The 19,336-nt window shown below is 61.5% G+C and carries 16 protein-coding genes and 3 pseudogenes; 12 read left to right on the top strand and 7 right to left on the bottom strand.

The annotated features are described in order from the left end of the window. Positions 1 to 3: 3 nt before the first annotated feature. Together B0G76_RS15015 and B0G76_RS15010 are read right to left on the bottom strand one after the other, a co-directional pair. Positions 4 to 903: a branched-chain amino acid ABC transporter permease gene (locus tag B0G76_RS15015; protein WP_120293315.1), complete on the bottom strand. Its 900-nt coding sequence runs from the start codon at positions 901 to 903 to the stop codon at positions 4 to 6. Positions 904 to 928: 25 nt separating this feature from the next. After that, positions 929 to 2,062: a branched-chain amino acid ABC transporter substrate-binding protein gene (locus tag B0G76_RS15010; RefSeq protein WP_259460586.1), complete on the bottom strand. Its 1,134-nt coding sequence runs from the start codon at positions 2,060 to 2,062 to the stop codon at positions 929 to 931. 337 nt (positions 2,063 to 2,399) lie between these two features. On the opposite strand from B0G76_RS15010, the gene B0G76_RS15005 reads away from it, so the two are divergent. The 7 genes and pseudogenes from B0G76_RS15005 to B0G76_RS43790 all read left to right on the top strand — a co-directional run. Beyond that, entirely contained in the window at positions 2,400 to 3,644 is a 1,245-nt protein-coding gene (locus B0G76_RS15005) for a D-amino acid dehydrogenase (protein ID WP_120293311.1), read from the top strand. Next, positions 3,641 to 4,447, top strand: coding sequence for an aspartate/glutamate racemase family protein (locus B0G76_RS15000; protein ID WP_120293309.1), 807 nt, complete (start codon positions 3,641 to 3,643; stop codon positions 4,445 to 4,447). The genes B0G76_RS15005 and B0G76_RS15000 overlap by 4 nt, the downstream gene beginning before the upstream one ends. 123 nt (positions 4,448 to 4,570) lie before the next feature. Beyond that, a complete protein-coding gene (locus tag B0G76_RS14995; RefSeq protein WP_120296397.1) occupies positions 4,571 to 4,879 on the top strand; it encodes a hypothetical protein in 309 nt (102 codons plus the stop codon). An 85-nt stretch (positions 4,880 to 4,964) separates the two neighbouring features. Next, positions 4,965 to 5,234 (top strand): hypothetical protein, encoded by a 270-nt coding sequence (locus tag B0G76_RS14990; protein ID WP_120296396.1) that lies wholly within the window; start codon positions 4,965 to 4,967, stop codon positions 5,232 to 5,234. Positions 5,235 to 5,645: 411 nt separating this feature from the next. After that, entirely contained in the window at positions 5,646 to 6,908 is a 1,263-nt protein-coding gene (locus tag B0G76_RS14980; RefSeq protein ID WP_120293306.1) for an MFS transporter, read from the top strand. Between the two features lie 21 nt (positions 6,909 to 6,929). Next, positions 6,930 to 7,070 carry a hypothetical protein gene (locus B0G76_RS42885; RefSeq protein ID WP_183082057.1) on the top strand — a complete coding sequence of 47 codons (141 nt, stop codon included), beginning with the start codon at positions 6,930 to 6,932 and terminating at the stop codon, positions 7,068 to 7,070. Then, a pseudogene (locus B0G76_RS43790) lies at positions 7,067 to 7,474 on the top strand (pyridoxamine 5'-phosphate oxidase family protein); the annotation flags it as partial. The gene B0G76_RS42885 and the pseudogene B0G76_RS43790, both read left to right, overlap by 4 nt. An 82-nt stretch (positions 7,475 to 7,556) precedes the next feature. On the opposite strand, the gene B0G76_RS14970 reads toward B0G76_RS43790, so the two are convergent. Next, positions 7,557 to 8,609, bottom strand: coding sequence for a DMT family transporter (locus tag B0G76_RS14970; protein WP_259460585.1), 1,053 nt, complete (start codon positions 8,607 to 8,609; stop codon positions 7,557 to 7,559). Positions 8,610 to 8,732: 123 nt separating this feature from the next. Here B0G76_RS14970 and B0G76_RS14965 point away from each other — a divergent pair, with 123 nt between their 5' ends. Together B0G76_RS14965 and B0G76_RS14960 are read left to right on the top strand one after the other, a co-directional pair. Further along, on the top strand, positions 8,733 to 9,653 hold the full coding sequence (locus B0G76_RS14965; RefSeq protein WP_120293302.1) for a LysR family transcriptional regulator: 921 nt from the start codon (positions 8,733 to 8,735) through the stop codon (positions 9,651 to 9,653). A gap of 160 nt (positions 9,654 to 9,813) precedes the next feature. Beyond that, positions 9,814 to 10,903 (top strand): annotated as a pseudogene (locus B0G76_RS14960) (asparaginase). A 20-nt stretch (positions 10,904 to 10,923) separates the two neighbouring features. Here the strand turns inward: B0G76_RS14960 and B0G76_RS14955 are convergent. Continuing rightward, positions 10,924 to 11,703, bottom strand: coding sequence for a hypothetical protein (locus B0G76_RS14955; RefSeq protein ID WP_120293300.1), 780 nt, complete (start codon positions 11,701 to 11,703; stop codon positions 10,924 to 10,926). Between the two features lie 791 nt (positions 11,704 to 12,494). Beyond that, positions 12,495 to 13,478, bottom strand: coding sequence for a chemotaxis protein (locus B0G76_RS14950; protein ID WP_120293298.1), 984 nt, complete (start codon positions 13,476 to 13,478; stop codon positions 12,495 to 12,497). Between the two features lie 432 nt (positions 13,479 to 13,910). Between B0G76_RS14950 and B0G76_RS14945 the strand changes: the two genes are divergently transcribed. From B0G76_RS14945 to B0G76_RS14935, 3 genes are all read left to right on the top strand, one after another. Continuing rightward, positions 13,911 to 14,462: a DUF4142 domain-containing protein gene (locus B0G76_RS14945; protein WP_120293296.1), complete on the top strand. Its 552-nt coding sequence runs from the start codon at positions 13,911 to 13,913 to the stop codon at positions 14,460 to 14,462. A gap of 289 nt (positions 14,463 to 14,751) precedes the next feature. Continuing rightward, positions 14,752 to 16,485: a tetratricopeptide repeat protein gene (locus tag B0G76_RS14940; protein ID WP_120293294.1), complete on the top strand. Its 1,734-nt coding sequence runs from the start codon at positions 14,752 to 14,754 to the stop codon at positions 16,483 to 16,485. Between the two features lie 184 nt (positions 16,486 to 16,669). Then, a complete protein-coding gene (locus tag B0G76_RS14935) occupies positions 16,670 to 17,695 on the top strand; it encodes an aldo/keto reductase (protein ID WP_120293292.1) in 1,026 nt (341 codons plus the stop codon). A gap of 50 nt (positions 17,696 to 17,745) precedes the next feature. Here the strand turns inward: B0G76_RS14935 and B0G76_RS14930 are convergent, their stop codons facing one another. Together B0G76_RS14930 and B0G76_RS14925 are read right to left on the bottom strand one after the other, a co-directional pair. Further along, entirely contained in the window at positions 17,746 to 18,357 is a 612-nt protein-coding gene (locus B0G76_RS14930) for a hypothetical protein (protein WP_259460584.1), read from the bottom strand. Between the two features lie 28 nt (positions 18,358 to 18,385). Continuing rightward, positions 18,386 to 19,282, bottom strand: a pseudogene (locus B0G76_RS14925) (SDR family oxidoreductase). Positions 19,283 to 19,336 lie beyond the last annotated feature (54 nt).

The following is a 19,336-nucleotide window of genomic DNA, read 5'->3' as shown; positions in this document are numbered from 1 at the left end:
GGCCTACATTCTCTCGACGACGCGTTCGCCGAACAAGCCGGTCGGCTTGATCACGAGCACACCGATTAGCACGCCGAACACCAGCACATCGGTCCATTGCGACGAGACATAGCCGGCGCCGAAGGCCTCGAGCAGGCCGATCAGGATGCCGCCGGCCATCGCCCCCGGAATGTTGCCGATGCCGCCGAGGACGGCGGCGGTAAAAGCACGCAGGCCCAGCACGAAGCCCATGAAAAAATTGATCTGCGTGTAGTAGAGCCCTTCCATGACGCCCGCGACGGCGGCCAGCACCGAACCGAGCAGGAAGGTCAGCTGGATCAGCCGCTCGACATTCACGCCCATCAGACGCGCCGCATCCTGATCGATCGCCAGCGCGCGCATGGCCGTGCCGAGAAACGTGTGATGGACGAAGAAGTACAGCGCCAGCATCAGCGCAAGGCTCGCCACGATAATGCCGATCTGCGTGAAGCTCACCTGCACGCCGAGCAGCTCGAATCCTGCCTGGCTGAGCGCGTGCGGATAGGTGTCGAAGCCGGCGCCATAGAGCAACAGCACGCCGTTTTCCAGCGCGAGAGAAACGCCGAGCGCCGTGATCAGAATCGACAGCCGGGGCGCGCGCAATAGCGGCTGGTACGCCAGCCGCTCGATGGCGAGGCCCAGGGCGCCGGTGACGGCCATCGAGGCGACGAGCGCAATCAGTAGCGCGAGAGCGAGCGGCAGGTGCACCGTAGCGAGCGCCGTCAAAGCCGTCCAGCCGACGAACGCGCCGACCATGAACAAGTCGCCGTGAGCGAAGTTGATCAGCCGGATGATTCCGTAGACCATCGTGTAGCCGAGGGCGACGAGGGCATAGAAAGAGCCGGTCGTCAGCCCTTCGACGACGAACTGGAAAAAGGTGCTCATGGCCGGGCCCGGCGCGCGCCAGGGCCTACTTCATCGCTACCCAATGTCCGCTTGAATCGAGCCGCTGGTAAGGCGTGAAATTGCCGCCGCGCACGGTGATCACGATATACACCGCGTTGCTGCGGTCGCCTTTCGGGTTGAAGCCAATTGTCCCGGTCACGCCCTGATAGCCGGAGATCTTGTGCAGAGCAGCACTGATGGCCGCGGGCGTCGTCGATTTTGCGTTCGCGATCGCTTTTGCGGTGACCCCGACGGCATCGTATTCGTAGACCGAATAGGGGCCGGGCCCTTGCCCATAGGTCTTCGTATAGTCGTCGACATAGCCGTGCGCGGCGCTCAGGAACTGTGCCAGCGGCGCCGTGGTGATGACCATGTCGTCGGCCGCGGGGCCGGCTGTTTTCATGAGCGTGGGGTCGTTGGTGGCGTCACCGCCCATCAGTGTCATCTTCAGGCCCAGTTGCCGCGCCTCCTTCACCAATAGACCGGCTTCGGCGAAATAGCCGGTGTAATAGATCACGTCCGGCTTCAGTGCGGCGACGTGGGTCAGCGTCGGCGAGTAGTCCATCTGCCCGGGCGTGATCGCATCGTCGTAGACGACATCGACGCCGTTCTTCTTCAGCGCTTCCACCGTGTTGTCGGCGAGGCCCTTGGAATACGTCGTGTTGTCGTTGATGACCGCCGCGCGTTTCGCGTGCAGGAAGTTCTTGATGAAGTTGGCCGCGAACGGGCCTTGCTCGTCGTCACGGCCGATCGTGCGGAACACGTTCTCGTAGCCCATCTCCGTCAGCTTGGGATTGGTCGACGCGTCCATCACGTAGGGAATGCCGGCGCGGTGAAAGGTCGTCAATTCCGGCAGCGCCGCGCTGGAGCAGTAACCGCCTGCCACCGCGGCGACGCCCGCATCGACAAGTTTCTGCGCCGCCTGGACCGCCGTCTGCGCGTCGCAGGCGTCGTCTTCCGGCACGAGCTCGATCTGCTTGCCGAGCACGCCCCCGGCCGCGTTGATTTTGGCGGCGGCAAGCTTGGCGCCGTTGACGATGTCCTGGCCGGCATTGGCGCTGCTGCCCGACAGCGGCACGGGCACGCCGATCTTGATCGTGGCGCCCTGGCCTAGCGCCGAACCCGGGGCCGCGCCGGCGAGCACGGCCAGAGCGGCCACGGCTGCGATTGTCGTTAGCCGCAGGACGTGAACTGCATCGGGCGTGCCATTCTTCTGAGCAATCATGTTAGTGACTCCTTATTGTGAAAGGGATCAAAGCGATCCGCCACGCGGATAGACCGGTGACATCAGAAAGCGGACAAAACGTGCGTTCGCGTGCAATCCATGATCCGCTGGATCAATGGCGTGTCGGGCAGGCTCATCGCGGCGCAGTGACGAAAGTGCTCCTTTCATGATAGGTCTCGCCGCAGATTGGGCGGGATAGGGTATCCGCGTATAAACCACCATCCAATGTGCCGGCAGCGCTATATTTAAGCGATGGGTAGGGGAGTCACGCATGAAAAGCGTCGTGCTGGGGGGCGGAATCGCAGGCGTCACGGCCGCCTGGTACCTTGCGAAAGAGGGCCGCGAGGTCACGGTGATCGACCGTAGGCCGGATGTCGCGCTCGAGACCAGTTTTGCCAACGCCGGGCTGGTGGCGCCGGGGCATTCGTATACGTGGGCCTCGCCGCGCGCCCCGAAAATCCTGCTGAAGTCGCTCTTTGTCGAAGGGCAGGCGCTGCGGCTCAAGCTCAACGCGGACCCGCACATGTGGATCTGGTGCCTCAAGTTCCTGCGAAACTGCACGGCGGAGCGCTCCCGCGTGAACACCACGCGCAAGGTTACGCTTTGCCGCTACGCGCAGACGCAATTGCAACAGCTCACTGCCGCCGAGCACCTGCAATACGACCGCATCAGCCACGGCCTGCTGTATCTCTATCGCGACGAAGCATCTTTTGCGCGCGGCAGGCAGCACATGTCGATCCTCAAGGACAACGGCCTGCCGCTCGAAACGCTCGATGCGGCGCAGGTCGTCGCACGGGAACCCGCGCTTGGCGCTGCGCGCGACAGGCTTGCCGGCGCAATTTATTGCCCCACCGACGAAAGCGGCGATGCCCACCTGTTCACCCGTGCCTTGAAGACGGTGTGCGAGCGCCTTGGCGTGCGTTTCGCATTCGATACGCCGATCAATGCAATCGAGGCGTCGGGCGACCGGATCGTCGGCGTGCAGACGCCGGCGGGACTCGTGCGAGGTGACGAGTTTGTGCTGGCGCTCGGTTCCTGGTCGCCGATTATTGCGCGGCGCCTGGGCTATCGGTTGCCGGTGTATCCGGTAAAGGGCTACTCGGCCACCTTCCCGGTCGGGCCGGATCACCGTCCGCCGGAGCTTGGCGGCGTCGACGAGAATCACCTCGTGGCGTGGGCGCGTTTTGGCCAGCGGCTGCGCTTTACGGCGACCGCGGAATTCGCCGGCTATAACACCCGCCACACACCCGCCGACTTCACAACCATGCTGCAGGCCGCACGCGAACTGTTCCCCAACGGCGCCGACTATGACAGTCCGACCTACTGGGCCGGTCTGCGTCCGATGACGCCCGAGGGCACGCCGCTGATCGGCCGCACGCGTCACAGGAACCTGTATCTGAACACCGGGCACGGACACATGGGCTGGACGATGTCGTGCGGCACCGCGAAACTGCTGGCCGACATCATGGCCGGTCGCCTGCCCGAGATCGACATGACAGGGATGACACTGAAATGAGCACTGATGCACTGCGGGACGACGCCTACGCAAGACTCGATTTCGTGCTGGACGACGGTATCTGCCGGCGTGCCGCCATTGGCCTAGTGGTGCTCGCCACGGACCATACGATCGAACACGAATGGCGCAAGCTGCTCACGCAGAATGGCGTGGCGTTTTACGAAAGCCGCCTGTACAACTCGGCGGACATCATGCCCGAACGGCTGATGGAAATGGACGCCCGCATTGCCGCTGCGGTGGCGCTGATCCGGCCTGGCGAGCGGATCGATGTCGTGGCGTTTGGCTGCACCTCGGCGTCGATGGTAATCGGCGAGGAAAACGTGTTCGCGCGCATCCACGAAGCGCGCCCCGGTGTTGCATGCACCACGCCGATTACCGCTGCGCTCGCTGCGTTGCGCGCGCTCGGCGTGGAGCGCACCGCGCTGTTGACGCCTTATGTGCGACCGATCAACGACACCATGCGCCACTACATCGAGGCGCGGGGTATCGGCGTCACGCGGATGGCGTCGTTCGAACATGCGAACGACAATGAAGTTGCGCGGATTGACGCTGCGTCGCTACGAGCCGCCGTTGAGCACCTTGCACAGAACGTCGACGTGGACGCGGTTTTCGTGTCTTGCACGAGTCTGCGCATCGCCGGGCTTATTCCGGAACTCGAGGCAAGGATCGGCAAGCCGGTGATATCGAGCAACTTCGCGATGGCCTGGCACGCATTGCGCCGCGCGGGTGTGGAGGACAGCGAGCCTCATCTGGGGAGGCTGTTCGCGCTCGGCCTGCCGAACACCATTGTCCACGGGGCATAACAGCCCGCGTCCGGCGTAGGGCGCGTCGCCGTCGCGGATAATCTCGCAACGCAATGGGCCGGAGAGCCGAAAAGAAGCGGGGCATAATACGGAGATTCCTTTGTCAGGATGATGGAGGTAGAGATGACTACGTTTGCTATCGACGGTGTACGCATTAACCCTTCAACGGATCGTGTCACGCATGTGCGCTGGGCTCCCGTCGACCTGAGGACGCATGACTGGCTGTCCCCGACCGCGATTGTCGAGGTGGCCGAGGTGGTCAAGGCGATTCGCGCGGGCGACGCAGGGTGGTCCCTTTTTACCCTCGGTGGTGTGAGATTTCTGGGTCCGAAAATAAAGATCGTTGCGCACACCAACGGCCCCGATGGAATCGATACAGAGGAGCCCGACGGAAGTGTCGAAAAATCCATCGACGATCTTCCGCAGGTTTGACGAAGTGTCGGTATGCTCGCGCACGCTTGACTTACATGCCGCGGCACCTAAGAAAGATTCCTTAAAATTGCGGATGGAGACTGCCATGTGGGACAAGATCGAGCACAACGGATACGAAGTCTGGGTTCTTCCGATCCTGGCATACGGTCCGCCGTCTCCGGCCACCTTGTGGCATTACTCGGCCTACATCTGCCGTCACGGTGCCCATGCTCACGTCACCGGGCAGAGCATTCGCTTTGAGGAGCTTGTCGCCACTTTTCGCAGTGAAGAAGAAGCCCGCGAGGCGGGGTATGTCGAAGGCAAGCGGCGCGTCGACATGATTCCCGAAGGCGGGTGGGGTGCCGGCAACGGCTGACCATCGCTCAATTCATTCAAAAGTGGAACTCTGGATTCAGCCCTGTACGCCATGCGCCGACCTTTACGGACAGTCTTCTACTGTTGAACCACACGGCACGCTGACCCTGGTCGGCGCCGGTGCGGTGAAGGATGCGCGAGCGGAGCAGCATTACTCCTGCACGCGATGCGGCGCGGCGTTTGTGCGCCTCCTCGCGGGCGAAGCGCGAACGCAGACGTGGATGCTGTTGAATGCGGGGCAGCATTGACTTGAGCGTAGGTGGCGGCCACGCGACTCGGCCCCGCCATTTGCCTTTCCATCCGAAGCTCTACCAGTCAGATAGAAGGCCTCGCATAGGCATAAAAACAAAATAAACAAACTTGCTCTACACTACCTGCCGCCCCAGCCAGCCTAGTAGAGAGCAAGAAACCAATGCCCCCGCCTCCAGCCGAACCCATCGGCGACCCTGGTTTCAGTTTGCCAAAACACCCTGCATTCCAGCGTTTCTGGTGTACCCGCATTCTTTCTTCGCTGTCGTTCCAGATGCTCGCCGTGGCAATGGGCTGGCACATTTACGCGCTAACGCATAGCGCCTTCGCACTGGGCCTCGTCGGCCTCGCTCAATTTCTGCCGATGTTCGTGCTGACGCTCGTGGTCGGCCACGTCGCCGACCGCTACGACCGTCGACGGATCGCGGCTATCTGTCAGAGTCTTGAAAGCGTCGCTGCATTGCTATTTGCATTCGGCACCTTCGGTGGCTGGATCAGTGCGCCGGTGATCTATGTGCTGGCCGCATGCGTGGGCGCGGCCCGTGCCTTCGAATCGCCTGCGGTCGCGTCTCTGTTGCCGGGCGTCGTGCCCCGCGGGCAATTGCCCAAAGCGACCGCATGGGCCACCTCCGCGAATCAAACCGCCCAGATCGCGGGCCCGGCATTGGGCGGTTTGCTTTACGGCATCGGCCCGGGCGCGGCCTACCTCGCCTGCACGCTTTCGTTCGCGGCCGCCGCAGTCTCCGTGTGGGCTATCCCGTTGCAGGCCAAGCTGGCGAGCCGCGCGCCTGTCACGCTCGAGTCGGTGTTCTCGGGCATCGCTTTCATTCGTAAAGAGCCCGTGATACTTGGCGCATTGTCGCTGGATCTGTTCGCGGTGCTGTTCGGCGGCGCGACGGCGCTGTTGCCGGTCTTCGCACGCGACATCCTGCACACCGGACCGCTCGGGCTCGGCCTGTTGCGCTCGGGCACCGCCATCGGTGCGCTCGCGGGCACGATCTGGCTCGCGCATTTCCCTTTGCGTAACCGCCCGGGGGCCGCGATGTTCGGCGGCGTGATCGCGTTTGGCGCCGCCACGGTTGCGTTCGGCCTGTCGCATCAATTCCTTTTGTCGCTCTTTGCGCTCATGGTGCTGGGCGCATCGGACACCATTAGCGTTGTGGTGCGCCTGTCGCTCGTGCAACTGCGTACGCCGGACGAAATGCTGGGCCGTGTCAGCGCGGTCAATTCGCTTTTCATCGGGACATCGAATCAACTTGGCGAATTCGAATCAGGTGTGACGGCAGGGTGGTGGGGCGCACAGCCGGCCGTGCTGGTGGGCGGCATCGCAACGATCGCCATCGCCCTGCTGTGGATGCGGCTCTTTCCGGAACTCAAGCGCACGCGCTCGCTGGAGCGGGAAGAAGAACTGGCGCCAAGCAGTTGACGGAGGCGCATGAGGCGTTGTGTGCAACAAGATGTCGAGCTGATCCTCTCGGTTTTTGAAAATCTGGTTCCCGATTTCGCCGGGTTCTCTTTAAACACGGAAGGCAGTAAGGTTGAGCGTGCCACCTGCGGGGTTACCCGCGAGACAGGAGCCGTTCAATGAATCACCCGCACCTGCACCCACATCCGTATCCGAGCGATATCGCCTTCACGCCAACGGTGAAGGCGATGCAGGCCCGCCATGGCTCGCGTGACGCGTATGCGCTTATGGAAGCTGAGCGCGGCTGGGCGACACGTATCACGCCGGATGTGGCGAATTTCATCGAACAGCAGACGAGCGTGTTCTTCGCTACCGCGAACGATGAAGGCCAGCCCTACATTCAGCATCGCGGCGGTCCCGCGGGCTTTCTGCACGTACTCAACGACCACACGATCGCGTTCGCCGATTTCGCGGGCAATCGTCAATACATCACGCAGGGCAATCTCGCCGACAACCCGAAGGCGTATCTCTTCCTCATCGACTACGCGGGGCGGCGGCGCGTCAAGCTCTGGGGCAACGCGCACGTGGTCGAAGATGATCCCGAACTGCTGGCCAGGCTGATGCCGAAAGGATATAAAGCGCGCGGCGAGCGGGTGATCGTGATGACCGTCAGCGCGTGGGATGTGAACTGTTCGAAGCATATTCCGCAGCGTTTCGACGCGGCGGACGTTGCCGCCGCGCTTGAGGAACGGGATCAGCGCGTTCAGGCGCTGGAGGCTGAAATCGCGCAGTTGCGAGCGGCGTCGCGCGCTTGATTTGACGGGGGATTCGAGTTGCCGCCGTCCATCGCACCGTCGCGAGAACCGACGCCGCGACGATGAACGCCCCGCCGATCCAGGCCGTCGTTGAAATGCGTTCACCTAACCAGATGCACGCGAACATCGCGCCGAAAGCGGGTTCGCTGCCCATCAGCAACGACACGCGCGTTGGGCTGCTGCGTTTGATCGCGAAGTTTTGCGCGAAGAACGCGAACAGCGTGCATGCAAGCACCAGATACCCGACATAGCCCCAAAACATGGCGTGCCCGGCGAGCGACGGCACCGGCTGCCACTGTTGCGGCGCAAACAGCAGCGCCACCGCCGCGCTGCCGAATGCCACCACACCCGACTGAACCGCCGTCACCGATAAAGGCGGCAACGCGGAGTCGCGCATCACGCGTTTGGTCACACACATGGTCAGCGCGCGCAGCAGCGCGGCGAACAGAATCAGCGCGTCGCCGGGATTGAAACTCAGGGCGCCGTCGCCTGTCAGCAGCCAGGCGCCGAACAGTGAAAGCGCGACCGCGGCCCATTCGACGCGAGTCGGCCTGCGCTTGAGCAGCCACCATTCGACGAGCGGCGTCAGCACCACGCATAAGCTGATCAGAAACGCCGCATTGGCCGCGCGCGTCAGCAGAATGCCGAAGGTCTCGCAGAGAAAGATACCGAGCAGCAGGGCGCCCGCGATCAGCACGCCGCGCAGCGTGCGGGCGTCGGCGGCGCGCAAATGGCGCAAAGCGGGCGACAGGATCACGAAGGTGATGCCGAAGCGTATCGCCAGCAAGCCGAGCACCGGATAGAACACCAAGGCGCTTTTGACGACGCCGTAACTGGTGCCCCAGACCACGGCGACCGCGAGCAGCATCAGATCGGAAAGCAGAAGCAAGCGTTCTTGTTTCAACATGGCGGACCTCGAGCAGATGAGCGCCTATTGTCGAACTTTGCATGCGGGGCGATAATCTGGTCACCGTGCATAGCATTTATGTCGAATATGCATTAATCGGTTCAACCCGGCGAGCGTCACACGATGAACCCAACTGAGCTTTTCGCCTTGCTGCCGGACATGGCGGTTTTCGCGCGCGTTGTCGATGCCGGCAATTTTTCGGTGGCCGCGCGTCAGCTCGGCAGTACGCCGTCTACGGTCAGCCGTCAGATCAAGCGCCTCGAGGACGCCTTGGCGACACGCCTGCTCGAACGGTCCACGCGCACGGTGCGTGTGACGGAATCGGGGGCCCAGGTGGCGCGGTTCTGCCGCGACATGGTGAGCGCCGCGTCCGGCGCGGTGGATGCCGCCGGGCAACTGGCCGGGAGACCGCAAGGCAAGGTGCGCGTGAGCGCGCCGACCGCGTTCGCGAAGACGGTGATTCACCCATTGATCCCCGGCTTTCTGCGCGCCTACGACGAAGTCGATCTGCAACTGCTTTTCACCGACCACGACGTCGACCCGCTCGCCGACGATGTCGATCTGGTGATTCGTCTGACCGAGCATCCACCGCAAGGCCTCGCGGGACGCAGGCTGGGTACGGTGCGGTGGGTCCTTGGGGCATCGCCGGCTTATTTGCGGGAGCGAGGCACACCGGCGCAACCGCGCGATCTCCTCAAGCACGATTGCATCTATCTCGGCGAAACTGCGGACGACAACCGCTGGCGCTTCCGCCGTGGCATGGAGACGCAAACGGTGGATGTGAAAGGGCGTTACATCGCCAATCATGCCGGCGCGCGGCTTGAAGCCGCGCAGCAGGATTTCGGCATCGCGAACCTGCCCGAATTTGCCGCCGCCGATGCATTGCTAAGCGGAGAACTCGTGCGGGTGCTACCCGACTGGAATCTCGAAGCGCGCGCTTACGTGGGGTCGATGTGGCTGTTGTATCCGCCGAACCGTTTTTTGCCGCCGAAGGTGAGAGTACTGATCGATTACCTCAACGAGCATATTGACAAAGCGGCTTAAGCAGCGGTCCAACTTGTCGTGCAACGCGCTCGCTTACTGTGGTCGTCCTACGTCGATTTGGATTGAGCGAAAGACGAACGTAGAATCGCGCGCGTCCCTACGATTCATAACGCTATTCATAGCGATCGCGACGACAGAAGCGATCAGGAGGAGAACGAACATGACCTTGCGTGAACCCGGGCCGGTTGCGGCGACTGTCTACCGCGGCGAAGCAATCGAGAACACTCATATTGCCCATGTCGCCGTGGTTCAGGCCGATGGCCGCTTGCTGTATTCATTTGGCGATCCATCGCGCATCACGCTGGTGCGTTCCGCGGCCAAGCCCGCGCAGGCTCTGGCGGTGCTGGAAACCGGCGCGCTCGAGCGTTTCGGTTTCGACGAAACCGATCTCGCTCTGATGTGCGCTTCGCATAGCAGCGAGGCGCGCCATATCGAACGCACGCGGCAGATGCTGGCCAAGGCGCAGGTCAGCGAAGCCGATTTGCGTTGCGGCGGCCATCCCCCGTTGTCCGACGCGGTGTATGTCGACTGGCTGAAGCGCGATTTCAAACCCGATGCGGTGTGCAGCAATTGCTCGGGTAAGCACGCCGGCATGCTGGCCGGGGGCGCGTTCGATCGGCGCGGCGATAAGGGGTTATGAACTGCCGGAGCATCCGTTGCAGGTGCGCGTGAAGCACACTGTCGCCGAGGTATGCGACTTGCCGGACGACGCGGTGCAATGGTCGATCGACGGTTGCAATCTGCCGACGCCGGCGTTCGCCCTTGACCGCCTTGCCCGGCTGTTTGCGAAGCTCGCTGCCGCGGAGGATGAGACTTCTTCTTCCTCTTCGTCCATTTCGCCACGCACCGTTGCGCTCGCGCGCATCTATCGTGCGATGGCGGCGCATCCGGAGTGGGTGGGAGGCGAGGGACGTTTCTGTACCACGTTGATGCGGACGTTCGATGGTGCACTAATCGGCAAGGTCGGCGCCGACGGCAGCTATGCAATCGGCGTGCGGGCTTCGCGGCGGACCGCGCAGCTTGGCGCCGACGGTGCACTCGGCATTGCCGTGAAGGTGGAGGACGGCAACATTGGCGTGTTGTACGCGACCGTTGCCGAATTGCTCGCGCAGCTTGAAATTGGTAGCCCTGAGCAACGTGCGCAATTGGGCGCGTTTCATGCGCCGCCGATGTTCAACACCATGGGCGTCGAAATCGGTCATCTGGCATTTTCGCTTGCGCTCGAAGCGCATCCACGCCGCGAGGCGTGAGGGTATGGGGGCGGCGTCGGTTACGCGTCGTCTTTCTTGAAGCGATCTTGTATGGCCACCAGTTGATCGTCGCTGGTGGCCACGATCCACAGACGCGCGCGCTCGACCATCAGTCGATTGTGATCCTTTAGCGCGCCCATCGAGACGGCGGTTTTCCACGCGACGGGTGCGGCGCGGCTGGTTCTTCCTGACGGCGTACCGACCAGCAGGGCATAGGGTCCAAGGGGTAGCGAGACGAACGGCATGGCTGGCTTGACGCGCACACGCCAGTCGATGAATGGCGAATCGCTGAAGAGAAGCGGCGTGGGCAGGCCGTGCAGCACGGTGAAGTCATAGAGCGCGAGTTGTTCGCGCATTGGCGTATAGACCCGGCGAATATCGCTGACGAGCGCCGCGCGGATTTCGTCGTCGAACATGGCTTCTTGCGTGTAGCGGTCGACTGCTTGCAGCGCGTCGTGCTGATAGGCGCTGAAGATCGCCAGGTCGAGGCAATCGTGAACGGCGCGTTGGACTTCTGCGGCGGAGCCGGCTTCTTCGGGTTTGCCGAGTTGTGCTGCGCGGAGGAAGCGCGCGAGAGCGGCGTCCTGGGTTGATGGGCCGGTGGCCAGTGAATCGTCGGTGGCGTCTTTGTCTAGCGGGACGTAGAGGTATTTTTCTGCTGCGAAGCGGGATTTTTTGCCGTCATCGAAGCTGATTTCGCCGGTGGCGCAGTTGATGTAGCGAGTGCCGATGTGGCCGTGTTCCCACACGTAGTTTTTCAGGAAGGGGCGCAGGGGGTGGAGTGGGTCTGGTTGTAGCATTTTGGTTTTGCACTCCGTGCGGGTTGGGGTATGGGTATGGTCACATAGAAATTGGGTTTTTTGCCTGTTTGGCGCTTTATTTCTGTGTGTCTGCGGGGTTGGGCTTTTCTTGGTCTGGTTGCCTGCGCGGTGGTTGTTTGTCTTCTGTTTGCCTATGGCGTTGGCCTTTCCTTGTTTTGTTAGTGGTCTATTAGCGTTGCCCCTGTGCGGGGCGGCACTTACTTTCTTTGCCGCCGCAAAGAAAGATAAGCAAAGAAAGCGGCTCAAACCGCTAGCTCATAAGCGGGTCCCCCGCGCAGCCACGGTAGTGGTGCATCTGGAATCCGTGCCCCCGCACATTCGACGTGAGTGACTAAGGGCTCATCAGCTCCCACTCCGCACTGCGTGCGTCGCGGATGGGTTTGCCTGGGAAACCTAATGGTTTGATTGCGTGTGGTTTTATGAAGTACGCTACGGCGCGCGCAGCGCCGCCGGAAGAATGACTGCCTTGTCACCGGGGCTGAATGTGCGAGAACACGGATTCCAGATGCACCACTACCGTGGCTGCGCGGGGGACCCGCTTAAGAATTAGCGGTTTGAGCCGCTTTCTTTGCTTATCTTTCTTTACGGCAGGCAAAGAAAAGTAGGTGCTGCCCCGCACAGGGGCGACGCTAATAGACCACAAAGAAAACAAGGAAAGGCCAACATCACAGGCTTACAGAAAAAGCGCCGCGCAGGCAATCAGATCAAGGAAAGGCCAACACCATAAAACCACAGCCAAACAAAGCGCCGCGCAGGCAAAACCCCAAACATCAACCAACTACCCCCTCCACCGCAGGCACCCCCCCAAGCGCATTCCGAATAGCATCAGCCAGCTCAGAAGCTGCAAACTTCGCCACATACCCATTCGCCCCGGCGTTCTTAACATGCGCCTCATTAGCAGCGCCAGTCAAAGACGAATGAATAATCACCGGAATATCCCGGGTCCGCTCATCAGCCTTGATCTGACGGGTCAACATAAACCCATCCATCTCCGGCATCTCGAGATCGGTCAACACCAGCGCAATACTGTCCTTCACCCGCGCGCCGGTAGCCTGCGCTTCACGCGCGACCTGCTGCAAGGTATTCCAAGCCTCCTCGCCAGTCTTGGTCATCACGTAATCCGCGCCGATCGCGCTCAAAGCCTGCTCAATCAGCTTGCGCGCAAAACCTGAATCGTCCGCAGCAAGAATCTTGGCACCACGGCGAATGCCCAACGCCTCACCCACAGAGGTCGGATCCACACTCGGATGCTGCGACGGAAACACATCGCGCAACACCTGCTCCACATCGATCACCTGCGCGAGCCGCGAGTCGCCCGTGTTGCCGTCGATACGCGCAATGCTCGTCACCAGATTGCCACCAGCCGCGCCCTCGGCGGATAACACCTGATTCCATTCGAGCCGCACGATGTCATCCACTTCCTCCACCGCAAAAGCCTGCGTCGAACGCGCGAATTCCGTCACCAGCAAGATGTTCAATCCGCGCGTCGGCTCGCAACCCATCAGGCGCGGCAAATCGATCACCGGAATAATCTGCCCGCGAATGTCCACCGCGCCCATCACGTACGGCGACGAACCCGCAATCGGCGTCACCGGCGGCATCGTCGAGATTTCACGCACCTTGAAGACATTGATGCCGTAAAGCTCATGCGCGTCGCTGCCAGGAACAGATCCCAGCCGATACAGCAACAACTCGAATTTGTTGGAACTCGTCAGGTTGCTGCGTTCGTCGTTCGCGCGGTGATCGACTGCCATCGAAACTCTCCAGGGATTGCGGTGCGAGTGGTGCGCCATGCATACCGTGCGTTCGGCCCTGGCGCGGCCCTATCTTTCCGTTATCGGCGTAATCGCAGGAAAGTTCAGTGAATTCATGCGGTTTACTGATGCTTTCTGGTTAACACCCAGCCGCACCCAGCCGCACCCAGCCGCACCCAGCCGCTATTCGGGGCAGGAAGAAGGGCGCCGCCGTACAGCAAAGCCAGGTAATTTGTATGAAGGTTACCTAACGTTACAGAAGCGACAGCATGGTTTCACATGCCATGTAGTGCGCCTCCTAGAATGCACAGCGATAAGAGCGCGGCGCCGTTAGCCAGTCGCAAGCGACTTGCAAGGTTTCAATGCAATCGCACGCAATGGCCAGGGCGCACGCGCATCGCTGTTGTTTCGCTTCCACCTCAAGGAGAACGTATGATTCGCTTGCCTCTCGCCTCCCTCACCAGCGCCTGCGTGGCCAGCCTCATGGTCGTCGCTACCGCAGCCAACGCACAGACCGCGCCGGCAGCGCCGGACGCAGGTCGTCTTCATGCCGCCGACCAGGCTTTCATTGCCGACGCGACCAAGGCTGTCGCCACGCAGCGCGATGCCGCACGCATCGCCACCTCGCGCTCCACCGACCGGGACGTGAAGGCATTCGCCGAGCGCGTGTCGAACGACAACGCGAAAATCTCGGACGCGCTGCGCGCCGCGAGCCCGCGTGGCGTCGACGTCCCGAAGAACGATCCGGACACTGCGGTGCTCGCGAACATCAATAACCTGCGCGGCGCCGACTTCGACAAGACCTATATCGAGCAGGTCGCGCTCGTCGGCGAACAGAAAGCGCTGTCGGCTTTCCAGGCGGAAATCGCCTCGGGTCGCGACGAGCAATTGAAGGACGCCGCGAAAAAGGCACTGCCGACCATCCAGGAGCACTACGCGATGGCCCAGGATCTCGCCAAGCGTAAGCATCTGACGGCCCAGTAAGTAAGCCGCACGCCAGGCACAGTCTGAGCATCCGGTGCGCGTCATGTTGCGGCGTGACGCGCACCGCCAGGCGACATCAAGAACGCCTTTAAAGACACACCACCCAAACCCGCAGTAACCCTCTCATTCGCGGACGATCAAGGCCGCCTTCATACAGCAGGCCGAATGCGTTTTTTTCGGCGATAATCGGTTTCTTTCTTTCGGGTCCGGCCCGCGCGGTCTCCAGCGCGACTCACGCAGCTCGAAAGCGGTTTCCCGATTCCACGCGCATTCAATCAAAGCTCACCGCATGGGCAAGCCTTCCAATCTCCCGCAACAGTTGGAGCATATGCTTCAGCAAGCCGTCGCGCTTCAGCGTAACGGCGCATTCGCCGAAGCCGAAGAACTCTACCGCGAGATTCTTGAACTCAAGCCGCGCCATTTCGAGGCGCTGCAATTGTTGGGTTCGCTCGCGCTGCAAACAGGTCGTGTACAAGAGGGCATCGAGTTCATCAAGAAGGCGCTCGCCGTCAACGCGAAACTGGCGCCGCTTCATTCGAATCTCGCCTATGCGCTCAATGCCTTGCACCGTTTCGACGAAGCACTTGCGAGTGCCGATCGCGCGCTCGCATTGCAGCCCAAATTTCCGGACGCACTGAACAATCGCGGCAACGCGCAAGCCGGTCTGAACATGCCGCTCGAAGCACTCGGCAGTTTTGATCGCGCGCTCGCCTTGATGCCGGACTTCGTGCAAGCCTGGAACAATCGCGCCTGCGTGTTGCGCGATCTGGACCGTCCCGGCGATGCGCTCGCAAGCTGCGTTCATGCGCTCGCCTTGCAGCCGAACTATCCCGACGCATGGAGCAATCGCGGTAATGCGTTTAGCGATCTGAACCAGCCGCACGACGCGCGGCAAAGCTATCAACGCGCGCTCGAACTTGCCCCTGCGTTTGCCGATGCCTGGAACAACCTCGGCCTGACCCAGATCGATCTCGATGAGCACGCGCACGCGTTGCAGAGCTATGAGCGTGCGTTGGCCGTGAATCCCACTGCTGCCGAGACGCATTGGAACCGGTCGTTGTGTCTGCTGCAACTGGGACAGCTGGAAGCGGGGTGGAAGGAATACGAATGGCGCTGGGAGCGTAGCCGGATCAAGGCAGGCATGCACACTTTTGCGCAACCGCTTTGGCTGGGCGATTTTTCAATTGAAGGCAAAACGATCCTGCTGCATGCAGAGCAAGGTCTCGGCGACACGCTGCAGTTTTGCCGCTATGCCGGGATGGTGTCGAAGCTCGGCGCAAAAGTCGTACTGGAAGTACCGCGCGAGCTGATGCGGCTCATGTCCACGCTCGACGGTGTGGATCAGCTGATCGAAGCGGGGCACGCACTGCCGCCGTTCGATTGCCACTGCCCGTTACTGAGCCTGCCGCTCGCGTTTAGGACCGATCTCACGAATATCCCGTCAACGACGCCTTATCTGTTCGCCGAGCCGCAAGCAACGCGCGAGTGGCACGAGCGTATCGCTGCACAGGTGGATGGGCGCTTGAAGGTCGGACTCGTCTGGGCCGGCGGGAATCGGCCGCATGTCGCCGAACTCCGCAAGAACGACGCGCGCCGTTCGATTACATTCGAACGGCTTGCACCGATTCTCGACGTACCGAACGTGCGGTTTTTCAGCCTGCAAAAAGGGCCGGCTGCGCAGCAACTGCTTCGCGGTGAGGCGGCCGCGAGCGTCGTCGATTACACGGAAGAACTCGAAGATTTCGCCGACACGGCCGCGCTGGTTGCGAACCTCGACCTGGTGATATCGGTGGACACGTCCACCGCGCATCTGGCCGGCGCGCTGAACAAGCCGGTCTGGATTCTGAACCGCTTCGACACATGCTGGCGCTGGATGCTGGAACGCACCGATACGCCCTGGTATGCGCAGGCGAGGCTATTCCGGCAGCCGGCGCTAGGCGATTGGGAAAGTGTGATTCAAAGTGCACGCGACACGTTGGCCGCGTTGAGCGCCGCAGCCGCAGGAAAACCTGCGGCACAGTGAAGATAAAGCCGTGGCTGGGTGTTCGCAGGATAGGCCAGCGTTGCACGCTCCATGTCGCTTCCATGACAGCACGCTTTGATCGGCGCGGCATCCGTCACCACACTGCGAGCCGCCCGGCACGTTTTTCCAGACGCGCGTAGACTGAATCTCCGTTTATCGATGGCTCAGCTACGGAGATTCATCAATGGAATACAGATATCTGGGCGCATCCGGTTTCAAGGTGCCGGCACTGAGTTTCGGCACGGCTACGTTTGGCGGCAAGGGCGAATTTTTTCAAGCGTGGGGTGCCACCGATGTGGCCGAAGCACGTCGTCTGATCGACATCTGTTTCGATGAGGGCGTCACGATGTTCGACAGCGCGGACATCTATTCGAGCGGTGCTTCCGAGTCGGTGCTCGGCGAAGCGCTCAAGGGCAAGCGCGACAAAGCGATCATCTCGAGCAAGGCGACCTTCCGTTTCGACGACGGTCCGAACAATGTCGGCTCGTCACGTTTTCATCTGATCCAGGCGGTGGACGCGGCGCTCAAACGTCTGCAAACCGATTACATCGACCTGTTCCAGTTGCACGGTTTCGACGCAAAGACACCGGTTGCCGAAGTGATGTCGACGCTCGACGATCTCGTGCGCGCCGGCAAGATTCGCTATACCGGAGTGTCGAATTTCTCCGGCTGGCATCTGATGAAATCGCAGGACACCGCGGATCGTTACGGCTATCCGCGCTATGTCGCGAATCAGACTTACTATTCGCTGATCGGCCGCGATTACGAGTGGGAGTTGATGCCGCTCGGCGTCGACCAGGGCGTGGGGGCGGTGGTGTGGAGTCCGCTCGGCTGGGGGCGTCTCACCGGCAAGATCAAGCGCGGTCAACCGCTGCCGGAATCGAGCCGTCTGCATAAAACTGCCGACATGGGGCCACCGGTGCCGGACGAGTATCTGTTCCGCGTGCTCGACGCCATCGACGAGATTGCGGTCGAAACCGGCAAGACGGTGCCGCAAATCGCGCTGAACTGGCTGCTGCAACGGCCTACCGTATCGACGGTGCTGATCGGCGCGCGCAATGAAGAGCAGTTGCGGCAGAACCTCGGCGCGGTGGGCTGGAATCTGACGCCCGAACAGATGGCGAAACTCGACGCTGCCAGCGCTGTGCGTCCCGTGTATCCGTATTGGCATCAGGAAGGATTTGCGGAGCGTAATCCGGGCGCGGTTTAAGCGTGCTTCGTTGGTGTTTGCGCAAAGTAAAACCCGCTCCGGCCCGACGTCTATTTGACGAGTTCAACCGGAGCGGCGAACAATTCGCTGTAGTAGCGGCGGCCCGCGTCGAGATGCGAGTCGAATGCGAAACCTTGTTCGAGCATCGCGTCAAAGTCGGTGCGTTCGATCTTCATCACATAGCTGTGTTCCGTCGTGACGAGGCTGCATGACCGATCGGTCACCGCCGCGCTAAACCATTTCCCCGCGCTTGCATGGCCCGCCGGATACGACCGTTGGTCGTATTCGATTTGCCAGCCGCCGTCCAGAAGAATCCACATGCCTTGATCGCTCGCGGCACTGTGCGTGCCGCCGTCGCATTGCGCGATCACCGTGCCGGGTTGCGCTTCCCATTCATGCGAATGACCAATCACCCAACGCAGTTGCCCGGTCGTCAGGCTGGTGAAAAAGGTGTGTGCTTCAACAAATGAAGGTAAGTCACAGAGGGTTTCATTTCCATACTCCGCGTGATGACGGACGCATCCGGCAACTTCGGTTTTGCATCGCAGGCGGCGATCAGAAACGGCAGCAGCACGGCGCAGGCGACCAGGGTTGAGGGTTTCATGGGCGTGTAGCGTACAAATCGGGAAAGGAACGGTGGGACACCAGGGCTTATCGATCACCCTCGGTGTCCCTCACTGTCATGCTGGATTAACGCTTGATCTTCGCTTCGAGCAGATCGCCCGTGCCGATTCGCTTGGCGAACTCGATACGCACGCGCTCCGAGACCTCGAACACTTCACGCGCACCATCACCGACGAAGTCGATCACCGAGCGCATGGGCCGCTCGCCCGAAGGCAACGCGACGATCCGCACGATTTCATCGGCCACGGCTTGCGGATCGGCATCGTCCGGTGTGAGTTCGCACAGGCGCTCGCCGATCTGATCCATCACGCCGTCGTAGCGTGCATAGGCGGCAGCGCGTTCTGCATCGGCAGGCTTACCGGCGCTCGGAAAGTGTTCGGTACCGCGAGTGAACGCACCCGGCACCACGATCGACGTTTCAATACCGAAGCGCGCGATTTCGTAGGCGAGGGTGACCGCCAACGAATCCATCGCGGCCTTGGCAGCACCGTAGGGGCCGAGGAAGGGAGGAAAGCCGCCCTTGGTGGTCGTGCTGCTGATCCACAACATCAAACCGGCTTCCTACTGCCGCAGATACGGCAGCACCGCACGGTTCACACGCTGCGCACCGAACAGGTTGGTATCGAACGCCTTCACCATTTCTTCGGGCGTGAACGCTTCGGTCGGGCCGACCACCAGGTGACCCGCGTTCTGCATCACCACGTCGAGCCGTCCCTGCTCGCGGATGATCGTCGCGGTGGCGGCATCGGCGGATTCTTGCGACAACACGTCGAGTTCGAGCGGATGCAAGGGGATGTCCTTGGCTTTGGCCAGTGCCCGCATTTCGTCGGCGCGCGGCTTGTTGCGTCCTTCGACATCGCGCATCGTCGCGTAGACGATATGGCCGGCTTCGGCCAATGATTGCGCGGTGAGCTTGCCGATGCCCGTACCCGCGCCCGTGACCAGGATGACGTTCTTGTGCATTTTTCTTCTCCGATTCGTGATTCGTGAAAGTGATACGACGTTTAAACGTGCTGT

The sequence above is a fragment of the Paraburkholderia sp. BL23I1N1 genome (genome assembly GCF_003610295.1).
In the GTDB taxonomy this organism is placed as follows: domain Bacteria; phylum Pseudomonadota; class Gammaproteobacteria; order Burkholderiales; family Burkholderiaceae; genus Paraburkholderia.
This window is presented reverse-complemented; position numbering and strand designations above follow the sequence as displayed.